General features: G+C 64.8%; 13 protein-coding genes. 11 read left to right on the top strand and 2 right to left on the bottom strand.

The genetic code is table 11. The features are described 5' to 3' along the window. Positions 1–24: 24 nt before the first annotated feature. The 6 genes from BCO18175_RS05680 to BCO18175_RS05705 all read left to right on the top strand — a co-directional run bounded on the left by BCO18175_RS05680 (position 25) and on the right by BCO18175_RS05705 (position 5,976). Positions 25–1,206 carry an acetyl-CoA C-acetyltransferase gene (locus tag BCO18175_RS05680; protein WP_122945538.1) on the top strand — a complete coding sequence of 394 codons (1,182 nt, stop codon included), beginning with the start codon at positions 25–27 and terminating at the stop codon, positions 1,204–1,206. Between the two features lie 135 nt (positions 1,207–1,341). Further along, positions 1,342–2,082, top strand: coding sequence for a 3-ketoacyl-ACP reductase (locus BCO18175_RS05685; RefSeq protein WP_011352240.1), 741 nt, complete (start codon positions 1,342–1,344; stop codon positions 2,080–2,082). 119 nt (positions 2,083–2,201) lie between these two features. Beyond that, complete coding sequence (phaR, locus tag BCO18175_RS05690) at positions 2,202–2,768, top strand: polyhydroxyalkanoate synthesis repressor PhaR (protein ID WP_006485265.1); 567 nt, start codon at positions 2,202–2,204, stop codon at positions 2,766–2,768. A 414-nt stretch (positions 2,769–3,182) separates the two neighbouring features. Next, positions 3,183–4,028, top strand: a complete 846-nt coding sequence (locus BCO18175_RS05695; protein WP_174979840.1) for a lysozyme inhibitor LprI family protein — start codon at positions 3,183–3,185, stop codon at positions 4,026–4,028. Between the two features lie 213 nt (positions 4,029–4,241). Continuing rightward, a complete protein-coding gene (locus BCO18175_RS05700) occupies positions 4,242–5,282 on the top strand; it encodes an NAD(P)/FAD-dependent oxidoreductase (protein ID WP_174979841.1) in 1,041 nt (346 codons plus the stop codon). A gap of 160 nt (positions 5,283–5,442) precedes the next feature. Continuing rightward, on the top strand, positions 5,443–5,976 hold the full coding sequence (locus tag BCO18175_RS05705; protein WP_174979842.1) for a dihydrofolate reductase family protein: 534 nt from the start codon (positions 5,443–5,445) through the stop codon (positions 5,974–5,976). An 85-nt stretch (positions 5,977–6,061) separates the two neighbouring features. Here the strand turns inward: BCO18175_RS05705 and BCO18175_RS05710 are convergent, their stop codons facing one another. Together BCO18175_RS05710 and BCO18175_RS05715 are read right to left on the bottom strand one after the other, a co-directional pair. Further along, positions 6,062–6,316 carry a hypothetical protein gene (locus tag BCO18175_RS05710; RefSeq protein ID WP_174979843.1) on the bottom strand — a complete coding sequence of 85 codons (255 nt, stop codon included), beginning with the start codon at positions 6,314–6,316 and terminating at the stop codon, positions 6,062–6,064. Positions 6,317–6,542: 226 nt separating this feature from the next. Beyond that, positions 6,543–7,484: a hypothetical protein gene (locus BCO18175_RS05715; RefSeq protein ID WP_174979844.1), complete on the bottom strand. Its 942-nt coding sequence runs from the start codon at positions 7,482–7,484 to the stop codon at positions 6,543–6,545. A 532-nt stretch (positions 7,485–8,016) separates the two neighbouring features. Here BCO18175_RS05715 and rimO point away from each other — a divergent pair. The 5 genes from rimO to BCO18175_RS05740 all read left to right on the top strand — a co-directional run bounded on the left by rimO (position 8,017) and on the right by BCO18175_RS05740 (position 13,424). Continuing rightward, positions 8,017–9,378 (top strand): 30S ribosomal protein S12 methylthiotransferase RimO, encoded by a 1,362-nt coding sequence (rimO, locus tag BCO18175_RS05720; RefSeq protein ID WP_027787268.1) that lies wholly within the window; start codon positions 8,017–8,019, stop codon positions 9,376–9,378. Positions 9,379–9,381: 3 nt separating this feature from the next. Next, positions 9,382–10,308: a sugar kinase gene (locus tag BCO18175_RS05725; RefSeq protein WP_174916969.1), complete on the top strand. Its 927-nt coding sequence runs from the start codon at positions 9,382–9,384 to the stop codon at positions 10,306–10,308. A 69-nt stretch (positions 10,309–10,377) separates the two neighbouring features. Further along, positions 10,378–11,568, top strand: coding sequence for a beta-ketothiolase BktB (gene bktB / locus BCO18175_RS05730; RefSeq protein WP_174979845.1), 1,191 nt, complete (start codon positions 10,378–10,380; stop codon positions 11,566–11,568). A gap of 18 nt (positions 11,569–11,586) precedes the next feature. Beyond that, positions 11,587–12,129 carry a hypothetical protein gene (locus BCO18175_RS05735; RefSeq protein ID WP_174979846.1) on the top strand — a complete coding sequence of 181 codons (543 nt, stop codon included), beginning with the start codon at positions 11,587–11,589 and terminating at the stop codon, positions 12,127–12,129. Between the two features lie 113 nt (positions 12,130–12,242). Further along, positions 12,243–13,424, top strand: coding sequence for a cystathionine beta-lyase (locus BCO18175_RS05740; protein ID WP_174979847.1), 1,182 nt, complete (start codon positions 12,243–12,245; stop codon positions 13,422–13,424). Positions 13,425–13,470 lie beyond the last annotated feature (46 nt).

A 13,470-nucleotide genomic window follows, 5' to 3' on the forward strand; every position in this document is an offset into this window, starting at 1 on the left:
CGTGCGGGCCTGGAGGAAAGGGAAATGACGGACGTAGTGATCGTATCGGCCGCGCGGACCGCGGTCGGCAAATTCGGCGGTTCGCTTGCGAAGATTGCGGCGCCCGAGCTGGGCGCGACGGTGATCCGCGCGGTGCTGGAGCGTGCGGGCGTGAAGCCCGATCAGGTCAGCGAAGTGATCATGGGCCAGGTGCTGACGGCCGGTTCCGGGCAGAACCCGGCGCGGCAGTCGCTGATCAAGGCCGGGCTGCCGAGCGCAGTGCCGGGGATGACGATCAACAAGGTGTGCGGCTCGGGCCTGAAGGCCGTGATGCTGGCGGCGAACGCGATCGTCGCGGGCGACGCGGAGATCGTGATCGCGGGCGGCCAGGAGAACATGAGCGCATCGCCGCACGTGCTGCCGGGCTCGCGCGACGGGTTCCGGATGGGCGACGCGAAGCTGGTCGACACGATGATCGTCGACGGTCTGTGGGACGTGTACAACCAGTACCACATGGGCATCACGGCGGAGAACGTCGCGAAGGAATACGGGATCACGCGCGAAGAGCAGGACGCGTTCGCGGCGCTGTCGCAGAACAAGGCGGAAGCCGCGCAGAAGGCCGGCCGCTTCAACGATGAAATCGTGCCGGTGGCGATTCCGCAACGCAAGGGCGAGCCGCTGCAGTTCGCGACGGACGAATTCGTGCGTCACGGCGTGACGGCGGAATCGCTGGCGGGGCTGAAGCCGGCGTTCTCGAAGGACGGCTCGGTGACGGCGGCGAACGCGTCGGGGCTGAACGACGGCGCAGCGGCGGTGCTGGTGATGTCGGCGCAGAAGGCGGCGGCACTTGGCCTGACGCCGCTGGCGCGGATCAAGGCGTATGCGAACGCGGGCGTGGATCCGAGCGTGATGGGCATGGGCCCGGTGCCGGCATCGCGCCGGTGCCTGGAGCGCGCGGGCTGGACGCCGGGCGACCTGGACCTGATGGAGATCAACGAGGCGTTCGCGGCGCAGGCGCTGGCGGTGCACAAGCAGATGGGCTGGGACACGTCGAAGGTGAACGTGAACGGCGGGGCGATCGCGATCGGCCACCCGATCGGTGCGTCGGGCTGCCGGATCCTGGTGACGCTGCTGCACGAGATGGCCAAGCGCGATGCGAAGCGCGGGCTGGCGTCGCTGTGCATCGGCGGCGGGATGGGCGTCGCGCTCGCGGTCGAGCGTCCGTAACCGGCCGTCCATAAGCGGTCGTTCGCGACCAGCGAACCGAATCCGTGTGCCGGCCGATTGCGGCTTCGGCCGGCGTCACGTGAAGTCAGAGGGGGCCTCCGGCAGCTCTCGAAACCAAAAAATGGAGTGAGATTTATGTCTCAGCGAATTGCGTACGTAACGGGCGGGATGGGCGGCATCGGCACCAGCATCTGCCAGCGCCTGTTGAAAGACGGCTTCAAGGTGGTCGCAGGTTGCGGCCCGAACTCGCCGCGCCGTGTGAAATGGCTCGAGGACCAGAAGGCGCTCGGGTACGATTTCATCGCGTCGGAAGGCAACGTCGGCGACTGGGACTCGACCAAGGAAGCATTCGACAAGGTCAAGGCTGAAGTCGGCGAGATCGACGTGCTGGTCAACAATGCGGGCATCACGCGCGACGTCGTGTTCCGCAAGATGACGCACGAAGACTGGACGGCCGTGATCGACACCAACCTGACGAGCCTGTTCAACGTGACGAAGCAGGTGATCGACGGGATGGTCGAACGCGGCTGGGGCCGGATCGTCAACATTTCGTCGGTGAACGGCCAGAAGGGGCAGTTCGGCCAGACCAACTACTCGACCGCGAAGGCCGGCATCCACGGCTTCACGATGTCGCTCGCACAGGAAGTCGCGACGAAGGGCGTGACGGTCAACACCGTGTCGCCGGGCTACATCGGCACCGACATGGTGAAGGCGATTCGCCCGGACGTGCTCGAGAAGATCGTCGCGACGATCCCGGTGCGGCGTCTCGGCGGGCCGGAGGAAATCGGTTCGATCGTCGCGTGGCTCGCGTCGAACGATTCCGGTTTCGCGACGGGCGCCGACTTCTCGCTGAACGGCGGCCTGCACATGGGCTGAGCGTCCGCGCTGCGCGGGCCGGGTGGCCGCGCAGCCGGGCGTTTTCCGAAGGCCCCCGCCTCCCGGATTCGGGCGGCGGGGATTCGTCACTTCCGCTACGCTGCACTCAAAGGCGTTACATGACTACTACAAAGAAGACGGCCGAACGGCTCATCAAGAAGTACCCGAACCGTCGGCTCTACGATACCGAGACAAGCACGTACATTACGCTGACCGACGTGAAGCAGCTCGTGCTCGAGCAGGAGGACTTCAAGGTCGTCGATGCGAAATCCAACGAAGACCTGACGCGCAGCATCCTCCTGCAGATCATCCTCGAAGAGGAAAGCGGCGGCGTGCCGATGTTCTCGTCGTCGATGCTGTCGCAGATCATCCGTTTCTACGGGCATGCGATGCAGGGCATGATGGGCACGTACCTGGAAAAGAACATCCAGGCGTTCATCGACATCCAGAACAAGCTCGCGGATCAGTCGAAGAACCTGTACGAAGGCAATGCGATGAATCCGGAAGTCTGGTCGCAGTTCATGAACATGCAGGCGCCGATGATGCAAGGGATGATGACCAGCTACATCGAGCAGTCGAAGAACATGTTCGTGCAGATGCAGGAACAGATGCAGAACCAGGCGAAGTCGATGTTCAGCACGTTCCCGTTCAAGCAGCCGGGCGCGTCGGAGCCGGAAAAGAAGTAACGGTTTCGCGGCAGGCCGACCGCGGCGGGCAACCCGTCGGGCGTCGGTGCCGCGAAGCAGCGCGGTGCGGGTCGGCCGATCGTGCGTTCGGGCGCGACGATGTGCGGCCGCCGCCTGCCGGATCCTCTTGCCGACGGTCGTTCGTGACCGTCGGTACCGAATGCACGCGCCGGGTTCGGGCGGGCATGACCGTTGTCCAGTCGATCGAGATCCAGTCACTTGCGAAGGAACATCGGGGCGCACCCCGCCCGATGGTGTGCGTTCGTGCAGGCGCGCGTACCATAGCGGCGCTGCTCGGTGACGCGTGGAAGCCGCCTTCGGCGAAGTGCGATCACAGCGCCCGGGCACGACAGGCCGTGACGGGCGATGCCGTATCGATGCAGTGCGACCAAGAAAAACCGACTGAGAGAGAGCATGCGTGGGATTCGAACGGCATGGGCCGGCAGGCTGGCTGGTCTTGCTTCGATGTTCATGATGGGCATTGGCGTGGCGATACCTGCCTTCGCGATCGATTGCGTCAAAGCCGTGCAGCCGATCGAGAAGCGCATCTGCGCGAGCCCCGTACTGCGCGCGGCCGACGCGCGCATGAATTCGGCGTACGTGGGTGCGCTGAAGGCCGCGCCGGACACGGCTATCCGCGACATGCTGGTGCGCAGCCAACGCCGCTGGGTCGATGCGCGCAACAACCGACTCGACGCCGATTACGAAGGCCGCCCGCTTTCCGTCGACGAAGTGCGCAAGGCAATTGATCGGCGCACCGCCGTGCTGGCCGATCAATCGAACAAAGGGTTGATCGCGCGCGCGCAGGCCGAGCGTAAATGGCTCGCGAATTACACGGGCGGCCCGCTCACCGGTTTCGACGCAAACTGCGATTTCATTCCCGACGATGCGAGTGGCGCGCACATTTCCTATGCGTGCTTCGGCGCGGTCCATGTGCAGCATCGTGCGCGGGTCTGCAGCCAGAGCGAGGACTGGGCGACCGGTGCGGTTTATCAGTATCGCTCGGTGAGTGCGGCCGACGGCGGGAAGGTGCGACCGGTGGCGTTCTGCGAAGCGCAGGCGCATGCGAGTGCGTGCGACAACGGCGGAAAGCAATCGGCGTGGATGCGTGCGGGGGCGTCCGGTGACGACAACCGCGCGTCAGCGCCGGTGACCGGGTTGCCGCAACTCGATGCGGAAATGTGGCCGATCGGCGATGGAGACGATGCTTTGTGGTTCGATCGGTGCCTGACGGCGCCGGTGTTTCCGGACATGCGGTGAAGTGCCGAGTCTGGTGTTTCAGCAAGGCCCGCCTCGGCGGGCTTTTTTGTTTCGTGAGCCGGAACGACACGTGCAGCGGATCGATCGGTTGATCGTCTTGATGCCAGGCGCGAGAAGTCGAGACGATTCGCGATGACGGGTGCCAGGCAACCTCACAGCGGCGAAGAGGGGCGGACGGTATAGTCGGAATCCCGCAACTTCCGGATGTTACTCATGGGAAACAACCCGCTGCGCGTCGTCGTGGTCGGCGGTGGCATCGTCGGGGCATCCATCGCATGGCACCTTGCGCGATCGGGCGCACAGGTCACGGTGCTGGAACGGCACACGGCGCCTGCAGGCGGCGCGACTCATTGGTCGTTCGGCTGGGTGGGTACCGGCAGCGCGCTTCCTTCCGAAAACCCGTCCAGGTTCTCCCGCACGCTCGAAGCACTTCCGGAGTTCGCGAGGCTCGAGCGTGAGCTGGGCCCGTTGCCGGTGACGACGCGCGGGGCACTTGTCTGGCTGGACTCAGATGTGCAGACCGCTGCCCTGATCGATGAGCAGCGTGCGGCGGGCGTGCAAATGGAAGCGTTGGGGCGTCGAGAGGTGGCCCGGATGGAGCCGCGTCTTGCTCGGCTTCCCGAGTTGATCGCGTGGGCACCGGATGATTTCGTGGTCGAGCCGATCGACCTGACGCATCAGTTGCTGGCCGGTGCACAAGCCGCCGGCGCGCAGGTTCGATGCGGTTGCGCAGTCGAAGCGGTCGAAACGCGCAATGGGCATGCTGTCGGTGTACATACCTCGCACGGGCAGGTGCCGGCGGATGTCGTCGTCCTGGCGAACGCTGCTTCCGCGATTGCCATCGCCGCGGGCTTGGGTGTGTCGCTGCCTGTTCACGAGGAGCCGGCCGTGTTGATGCGTTTCTCGGCCGAGCCGGGTCTCATCAGCCACTTGCTCTACGGGCGGGACCTGGAGGTTCGTGTCGGCCCGTCGGGCAGCCTGCTGTCGGCCGCGGATCCACCGGAAGAGGGGGACAGCGGGCTTGCCGCTCTCGCTGCCCGTACGGCATCGGATATTTCAGCGCTGTTTGCCGATCGGCCGACCCTCACGCCGCTCTCCGCGAAATCGGCGCTTCGGCCGATGACGAACGACGGGGCGCCGATCAACGGATTTTTGCCGGGTGTTGCCGGGGTTTATGCCGTCGTCGCGCATCCCGGCGTGATCCTGGCGCCCCAGCTTGGGCGACTGGCCGCGAGCGCGATCATGAGCGCGTAATTCGACACTGGAGAGCGGGGCGGCGATCGACCGGATGGCGGGCGACACCGCATGCGAGCGAATGCGACAACCGTAAACGGGGACGTCCTGCCAATGTCGCGGCAGAGCACGTCGATCGTGGCTATACTCGTCGTCCTTACATTTCTGAAAGGATTCCCGTATGCGCCCTCGAGTCAGCGTGTTTCTCGCCCTCAGTCTCGATGGATTCATCGCCGGTGAGAACGGTGATTTGTCATGGCTGGAGGCGTTTTCGTCGGACTCGCCGGATGAAACCGGCTATACGTCGATGATGAACGACATCGACGTGATCGTGATGGGCCGCAACACGTACGACACGGTGATTACATTTGACCCGTGGCCCTATGCCGGCAAGCGGATGGTGGTCATGACCCGTCGGGAACTGGCTTCGCTCCACGGCGAAGAACCATTCGACGGGGCGCTCACGACGCTGCTCGGCCAGTTGGCGGAGCAAGGCCATCGTCACGTCTATCTGGACGGCGGCATGACGGCGCGGGAAGGCATCGCGGCCGGCGTCGTCGACAGCATCACGCTCAGCTGGGTGCCGATCGTGCTCGGGAAGGGGATTCCGCTGTTCAGCAATGACCTGCCGCAAACGCTGCTGCGGCTCGACGATACGAAGCGGTTGCCGAGCGGGTTGATGCAGGCCCGGTATGTGCCGGCCAGACAGGATTGACGCGGGTTGTGATGCTGACGCAGCGCCGGGGCAGGCGCTGCATGGTCATCGGTTCAGACTGGCGTAACGCGACTCTCGTCGTCCGTCAGTGCGCCTGATCGAAATCCTGCTCGCCGTCCGGCGGAGGAAGGTCGAGCACGAGTTTGACGGCGCTGTAGTTGGCCTTGAGCGAAAACACGCGGCCGATCACGAAAAACGTCTGGCGAGAATTCTCGAGTTCGACGAAGTCGCCCGGTTGCGGCACGTGCGCGCCCTGGTCATACGAAAAGCTGGTGCTGGTCTGCTCGCCGATGGCTTCTGCCGCGTGTTCGGTGAATTCGATCGTGATGTGAGTGGTCATGCGAACCCCGTAGTAGGTGGATTGAAGTGGTCAACGGGTTCGATTTTCTCACCAGATTGCGGCGGCAGATGACATTCGAGGCGGGTTGTCGATCATGTCCTTCGGGCCGGCCGACAGCGGACTGCAGCTATCGGCCGGGCGCGTGCCTGATCCGCGATGCAGGCGCGCTTACGGCCCGTTGAACCATCCGGGACCTTGCAAACGCCCTGGCATGCGCCCGATTGCGTCAATTTGTTGCCGTCGATGCCTCGGGAACGGTTTGTACCGGCCCCCAACTGCCCCCGTCGAACGTTGCATAATGAATGCTCGAGTTGTTGGCATCCTTGTAGGCCACGTACAGCTCGTCTTTGAAAACCGCCAGGGTGACTGGTTCGCTGGTGATGGCGCCGGAAATGCCGGCGTCCGATCCCCAGCTGGCCCCATCGAATGAATTGAAATAAACCTGATTGTCGGCGCCGCCGCCTTTATGCGCCATATATAATTTTCCCTTGAATGGCGCTAATGCTACCGCTTGAGTGGTCCAGTCCCAATCGTTGATTTTCTTGGGGCTGTCCCAAGTATTTTCGTTGAGATTGTAGCGAGTGTAATAAATGCTGTTGTTGTCGACGCCTTTGAATGCAAGGTACATCTTGTCGTTGAAAACCGCCAGGGCCACCGGCAGCGTGGTCTCGGCGCCGGCGACACCGACATATCCGCCCGAATGCCAGTTTGATCCGTCGAACGAGTAGAAGTGAATGCGGGTGTCGTTGAAGCCTTTGTGCGCCATGCACAACTTCCGGTTGTATGTCTGCAATGCGACGGGCTGGAGTGTGCTGTCACCGGGGACGGTGTGTTCCCGAGCCGGCCATTGCGTGCCATCGAACGATGCGTAGTAGACGTGGTTGTTGTCGAGGCCACCCTTGTGCGCCATGTACAGCTTGCTGTCGAATGCTGCCAGCGTAACTGCCTGGGTGGTCCAGAACGCGCCGTTCTTGACGATCGTATCCCGGGACCAGCTTTTTCCGTCGTACCACGTGAAGTGAATGTTGTTGTCGCTACCGGCGCCTTTGTGTGCCAAATACAGCGTGTCGTTGAGTACCGCCAGGGAGGGCCAATTCAGTACCTGAGCGACGCCTGAAGAAATGGCGTGATTAATGCTTTCATCAATAAGGTGGTTATGGTCACTCATGATATCTCTCGATTGAATGTTTGTAAAATAAGGCTGGCCGATTTTTAGCGTCGGTGATATTCAAGCTTGTAACGTGAAATTTGAAAATTCACGTGCAATAAACTTAGTCTTGCTCGTGCTGGATATCCATTACACGCGATTACGCGTTTGCGCTGTCTGGGCGTGGCGCGAATCGATGGATTTGCAGGCGTCGATCCCTTGGACTCACCAAGCGAAAGACATAACGAAGACGGCGCCGAAGCGCCGTTGCTCTCATGCAGGGGTGGGTTTCGACAACATTTGAATATGCTCGCCACCGATCGGTGCGCAGGAGGTCGCCAAGCGCCCCTTGCTCGAGGTACCGCTGACGAGAGGCCAACAAGGTTCTGATCCTAATGAGAAACGGACGGATCCGCCCCGTCCACGGAATCCGCCGCCGATCGGGTGCCTGTCCGATCAGGTATGCCACGGCCGCTTTCCCCCTCTCATTTTGGCTCGCCGCCCCTAAATCGCTGTAAACTCACGCTTTTGCTGCCACGCCCCCACATTCCAGATGTCCCAATCCCCCAAAGTAGGGTTCGTATCCCTCGGGTGCCCGAAAGCGCTCGTCGACTCCGAACAGATCATCACGCAACTGCGCGCCGAAGGTTATGAAATCTCCGGCACGTACGACGGTGCCGACCTCGTCGTCGTGAACACCTGCGGCTTCATCGACGAAGCCGTGCAGGAAAGCCTCGACGCGATCGGCGAAGCGCTGACCGAGAACGGCAAGGTGATCGTCACCGGCTGTCTCGGCGCCAAGTCGAGCGCCAGCGGCTCGAACCTGATCGAGGAAGTCCACCCGAAGGTGCTCGCCGTCACCGGCCCGCACGCAGTGGGCGAAGTGATGCAGGCAGTGCATTCCCACCTGCCGAAGCCGCACGACCCGTTCACCGATCTCGTGCCCGCGGCCGGCATCAAGCTCACGCCGCGCCACTACGCGTACCTGAAGATTTCCGAAGGCTGCAACCACCGCTGCACGTTCTGCATCATCCCGTCGATGCGCGGCGACCTCGTGTCGCGCCCGGTCGCCGAAGTGATGCTCGAAGCCGAGAATCTCTTCAAGTCGGGCGTGAAGGAACTGCTCGTGATCTCGCAGGACACGAGCGCGTACGGCGTCGACGTGAAGTACCGCACGGGCTTCTGGAACGGCAAGCCGATCAAGACGCGCATGACCGACCTGGTCGCCGCGCTCGGCGAACTCGCCGCGCAGTACGGCGCATGGGTGCGCCTGCACTACGTGTATCCGTATCCGAGCGTCGACGAAGTGATTCCGCTGATGGCCGAAGGCCCGTTCAAGGGCCACGTGCTGCCGTACCTCGACGTGCCGTTCCAGCACGCGCATCCGGAAGTGCTGAAGCGCATGAAGCGTCCGGCGAACGCCGAGAAGGTGCTCGAGCGCGTGCAGAAGTGGCGCGAGATCTGCCCGGACCTGACGATCCGCAGCACGTTCATCGCGGGCTTCCCCGGCGAGACGGAAGAGCAGTTCGAAACGCTGCTCGACTTCATCCGCGAGGCGGAACTCGATCGCGTCGGCTGCTTCGCGTATTCGCCGGTCGAAGGCGCAACCGCGAACGAACTCGACGGCGCGTTGCCGGACGAGGTTCGCGAGGAGCGCCGCGCGCGCTTCATGGAAGTCGCCGAGGAAGTGTCGGCGAACCGCATCCAGCGCAAGGTCGGCAAGACCCTCAAGGTGCTGATCGACGAAGTCAGCGAGGAAGGCGGTATCGGCCGTACGGCCGCGGATGCGCCGGAGATCGACGGCGTCGTCTATGTCGAGCCGGCGGCGAAGGCATCGAAGCGCTACAAGGTCGGCGATTTCGTGTCCGTGAAGATCACGGGCGCCGACGGCCACGATCTGTGGGGCGAGGTGTAAGCGATGACCGCCGCATTTCCGGAGATCCTCGCGCTCGGCGAGGCGATGATCGAATTCAACCAGTCGCAGCCGGGCCGGCCTGAATTCCTGCAGGGCTTCGGCGGCGACACGTCGAACTTCTGCATCGCCGCGGCGCGCCAGGGCGCGTCGACGGGCTTCGTGTCGGCGATCGGCGACGATCCGTTCGGCCGGCTGCTGGCCGACATGTGGCGCGCGGAGCACGTCGACGCGACGTACGTGCGTGTCGACCGTACGGCGCCGACGGGCGTGTATTTCGTCACGCACGGCGCCGACGGCCACCAGTTCGACTACCTGCGTGCAGGCTCGGCGGCAAGCCGCTATGCAACGGGCGACCTGCCGCTCGACGCGCTGGCCGCCGCGAAGGCCGTGCACCTGTCGGGCATCAGCCTCGCGATCAGCACGGCCGCGTGCGATGCCGCGTTCGCGGCGATCGACCACGCGCGCCGTAATGGCGCGAAGGTCAGCTTCGACACGAACCTGCGGCTGAAGCTGTGGCCGCTGGCGCGCGCTCGCGCGGTGATGCGCGAAGCGCTGCGTCAGACGGACATCTGCCTGCCGAGCTGGGACGATGTGACGGCGCTCACGGGCGCGAACGATCGCGACGCGATCGTCGATGCGATGCTCGAACACGGGCCGCAAGTCGTCGCGCTGAAGCTCGGCAAGGAAGGCGCGTACGTGGCGACGCCGAACGAGCGGCGCGTCGTGCCGGGCTTCGCGGTCGAGGCCGTCGATGCGACGGGCGCGGGCGACTGCTTCGGCGGCGCCTTCGTCGCGCGGATCGTCGCGGGCGACGATCCGTTCGCGGCGGCGCGTTATGCGAACGCCGCGGCGGCGTTGTCGACGACGGGCTACGGCGCGGTCGCGCCGATTCCGCACCGCGATGCGGTGGAGCGCCTGATGCAAGGCTGATGCGGGATGCGCACGCCGGCCACGGCACCGCACGAACGATTCATTCGATCAGCAGGATGAGGAGACGACATGCAACGTGAAGTGGTGGTGGTGAGCGGCGTGCGTACCGCGATCGGCGATTTCGGCGGCAGCCTGAAGGACATCGCGCCGACCGCGCTCGGTGCGAAGGTCGTGCGCGAAGTGCTGCAGCGTGCGCAGGTGTCGGGCGACGAGGTCGGTCATGTGGTGTTCGGCAACGTCGTGCACACGGAGCCGAAGGACATGTATCTCGCGCGGGTCGCCGCGATCGATGGCGGCGTCGCGCAACATGCGCCGGCGCTCACGGTCAACCGGCTGTGTGGTTCGGGGCTGCAGGCGATCGTGTCGGCCGCGCAGGGCGTGCTGCTCGGCGACGCGGACATCGCGATCGCGGGCGGCGCGGAAAACATGAGCCGCGCGCCGTATTCGATCCCCGCCGCGCGCTTCGGGCAGCGCATGGGCGACATGCGCGCGGTCGACATGATGGTCGGCGCGCTGAATGATCCGTTCCAGACGATCCACATGGGCGTGACGGCCGAGAACGTCGCGGCGAAGTACGGCATTTCACGCGACGCGCAGGATGCGCTCGCGCTCGAATCGCACCGTCGCGCTTCGCATGCGGCGAAGGCCGGCTACTTCAAGGACCAGATCCTGCCGGTCGAGCTGATCGGGTCGAAGAAGGGCACGCCGGTGGTGTTCGATCACGACGAACACGTGCGCCACGATGCGAGCCTGGAGGATTTCTCGAAGCTGCGGCCCGTATTCGTGAAGGAGAACGGCACGGTGACGGCCGGCAATGCGTCGGGCATCAACGATGCCGCTGCTGCCGTGCTGCTGATGGAGCGCGGTGTCGCCGAGAAGCGCGGCGCGCAGCCGCTCGCGCGCCTCGTCGCGTATGCGCATGCGGGTGTCGATCCGGCCTACATGGGGATCGGTCCCGTGCCGGCGACGCAGAAGGTGCTCGCGCGCGCGGGGCTGACGGTCGCCGATCTCGACGTGATCGAGGCAAACGAGGCGTTCGCCGCGCAGGCATGCGCGGTGACGCAGGAACTGGGTCTCGACCCGGCAAAGGTGAATCCGAACGGGTCCGGCATTTCGCTCGGCCACCCGATCGGCGCGACGGGCGCGTTGATCACCGTCAAGGCGCTGTACGAGCTGCAGCGTGTCGGCGGCCGATATGCGCTCGTGACGATGTGCATCGGCGGCGGGCAGGGCATCGCCGCGATTTTCGAGCGAATCTGAAGCAAGGAGCAACACAAGGTGGGTCGATATTCGCAATGGCAACGGGCGCTCGTCGTCGCGGGCGCGCTGGCGGCGGGCATGGCGATGCCGGGCCTGGCCGCCGCGCAGGCCGTCGCGCCTGGCGTGCAGCAGGATGAACCGGCAATGGCGCGGCCGCTGAAGCCGAATCCCGAGTTCGCCCGCCTGCCGCGCTATGAAGGCACGCTCGGCGACCGGCCGATCGTCGTGCATCTCGGCCCGAAGACGGACGAGGAAGGCGTGCACGGCGAATACCAGTTCGCCGATACGGGCGAGGTCGTGCTGCTCGCGGGCGATCGCGACGGCGACACGCTCGAAATCGAGGAATCGAACGACGGCACGAACATCACGGGCGTGTGGGTCGGCCGCTTCGACGCGACGGGCGACCTGAAGGCCGACCGGATGAATTCGGACGAGTCGGATCCGCAGCCCGTCGTGCTGCGTCTCGCGCCGGGCAAGCGCGCGGCGCTGCAGGTGCGCGACGGCCGCGTGCAGGAAATCGAGACGGTGAGCGGCGTCGTCAACCTGCGCACCGACGACTGAACCCGCGCTGGCTCGGTGCGCGCGGCGCGCATTGTACCGGGCCAATTGCGCCGATTTTGGCTAATCTAGCGACATATTCCGCAACCGAACGGCCTCGTGCCCGGCTTCCTGTCATGACTGCATCCACTCCCAAGCGCGCGCTGCAAACCCGCATCGTTCAACCCGACGACGTGATCCCGGAAGGCTTCCGTTCGTTCGTGCCGCCGGTCGCGCGTGCGTCGACGGTCGTGTTCCCCGATCTCGCGACGATGCGTGCGCTCGTCTGGCACAACGACAACCAGTGGCGCTACGGGCTGCATGCGACGCCGACGTCGCTCGCGCTCGCGCAGCGGCTCGCCGAGATCGAGGGCGGCACGCATGCGCTGCTGCAGCCGTCGGGCCTCGCGGCGATCATGAACGTCTACTTCGGGATCGTGAAAGCCGGCGACGACGTGCTGATCCCGCACAACGTGTACGGGCCGAACGCCGATTTCGGTAACTGGCTCGCGAAGGATTTCGGCATCACCGCGCGCTTCTACGATCCGCTGATCGGCGCCGGCATTGCCGACCTGATCCAGCCGAACACGCGGCTGATCTGGATCGAGGCGCCCGGCTCGGTGACGATGGAAGTGCCGGACGTGCAGGCGATCGCGGCGGCCGCGAAGGCGCGCGGCATCGTCACCGCGATCGACAACACGTTTTCGGCCGGGCTCGCGTTCAAGCCGTTCGATCACGGCGTCGACATCTCGGTGCAGGCGCTGACCAAGTACCAGTCGGGCGGCAGCGACGTGCTGATGGGCGCGACGATCACCGCGAATGCGGAACTGCACGCGCAGCTGAAGCTCGCGCGGATGCGCTGCGGGGTCGGCGTGTCGGTCGACGATTGCTCGCTCGTGCTGCGCAGCCTGCCGAGCATGCAGGTGCGCTTCGACGCGCACAGCAAGAGCGCGCTCGCGCTCGCGCAATGGCTGAAGGCGCGGCCGGAGATCGCATCGGTGCTGCACCCGCAGATTGCCGATTGCCCGGGGCATGCGTCGTTCATGCGCGATTTCACCGGCGCGGGCGGGTTGTTCTCGGTGGTGTTCGACGAACGCTACAGTGCGGAGCAGATCGACCGCTTCGTCGAGTCGCTCGAGCTGTTCGCAATCGGCTGGAGCTGGGGCGGCGCGTGCAGCCTCGCGATGCCCTACGACGTGGCGTCGATGCGTCCGGACTGGCCGCATCGCGGCACGCTGGTGCGTTTCTATGTCGGCCTGGAAGACGAAGCCGACCTGCGCGCGGATATCGAGCGCGCAATGCAGGCCGCACTCGGCTGATCGCCAGCCGATAACGCTCCTCCGCAGAAAAACAAAACGCCGGCGC

The sequence above is a fragment of the Burkholderia lata genome, from assembly GCF_902499335.1.
Lineage (GTDB): Bacteria > Pseudomonadota > Gammaproteobacteria > Burkholderiales > Burkholderiaceae > Burkholderia > Burkholderia lata_B.

Excerpts from the sequence above, each read along its gene's own strand:
- BCO18175_RS05680 (WP_122945538.1), top strand. The coding sequence starts at position 25 with ATGACGGACGTAGTGATCGTATCGGCCGCGCGGACCGCGGTCGGCAAA.
- BCO18175_RS05685 (WP_011352240.1), top strand. The coding sequence starts at position 1,342 with ATGTCTCAGCGAATTGCGTACGTAACGGGCGGGATGGGCGGCATCGGC.
- phaR (WP_006485265.1), top strand. The coding sequence starts at position 2,202 with ATGACTACTACAAAGAAGACGGCCGAACGGCTCATCAAGAAGTACCCG.
- BCO18175_RS05695 (WP_174979840.1), top strand. The coding sequence starts at position 3,183 with ATGCGTGGGATTCGAACGGCATGGGCCGGCAGGCTGGCTGGTCTTGCT.
- BCO18175_RS05700 (WP_174979841.1), top strand. The coding sequence starts at position 4,242 with ATGGGAAACAACCCGCTGCGCGTCGTCGTGGTCGGCGGTGGCATCGTC.
- BCO18175_RS05705 (WP_174979842.1), top strand. The coding sequence starts at position 5,443 with ATGCGCCCTCGAGTCAGCGTGTTTCTCGCCCTCAGTCTCGATGGATTC.
- BCO18175_RS05710 (WP_174979843.1), bottom strand. The coding sequence starts at position 6,316 with ATGACCACTCACATCACGATCGAATTCACCGAACACGCGGCAGAAGCC.
- BCO18175_RS05715 (WP_174979844.1), bottom strand. The coding sequence starts at position 7,484 with ATGAGTGACCATAACCACCTTATTGATGAAAGCATTAATCACGCCATT.
- rimO (WP_027787268.1), top strand. The coding sequence starts at position 8,017 with ATGTCCCAATCCCCCAAAGTAGGGTTCGTATCCCTCGGGTGCCCGAAA.
- BCO18175_RS05725 (WP_174916969.1), top strand. The coding sequence starts at position 9,382 with ATGACCGCCGCATTTCCGGAGATCCTCGCGCTCGGCGAGGCGATGATC.
- bktB (WP_174979845.1), top strand. The coding sequence starts at position 10,378 with ATGCAACGTGAAGTGGTGGTGGTGAGCGGCGTGCGTACCGCGATCGGC.
- BCO18175_RS05740 (WP_174979847.1), top strand. The coding sequence starts at position 12,243 with ATGACTGCATCCACTCCCAAGCGCGCGCTGCAAACCCGCATCGTTCAA.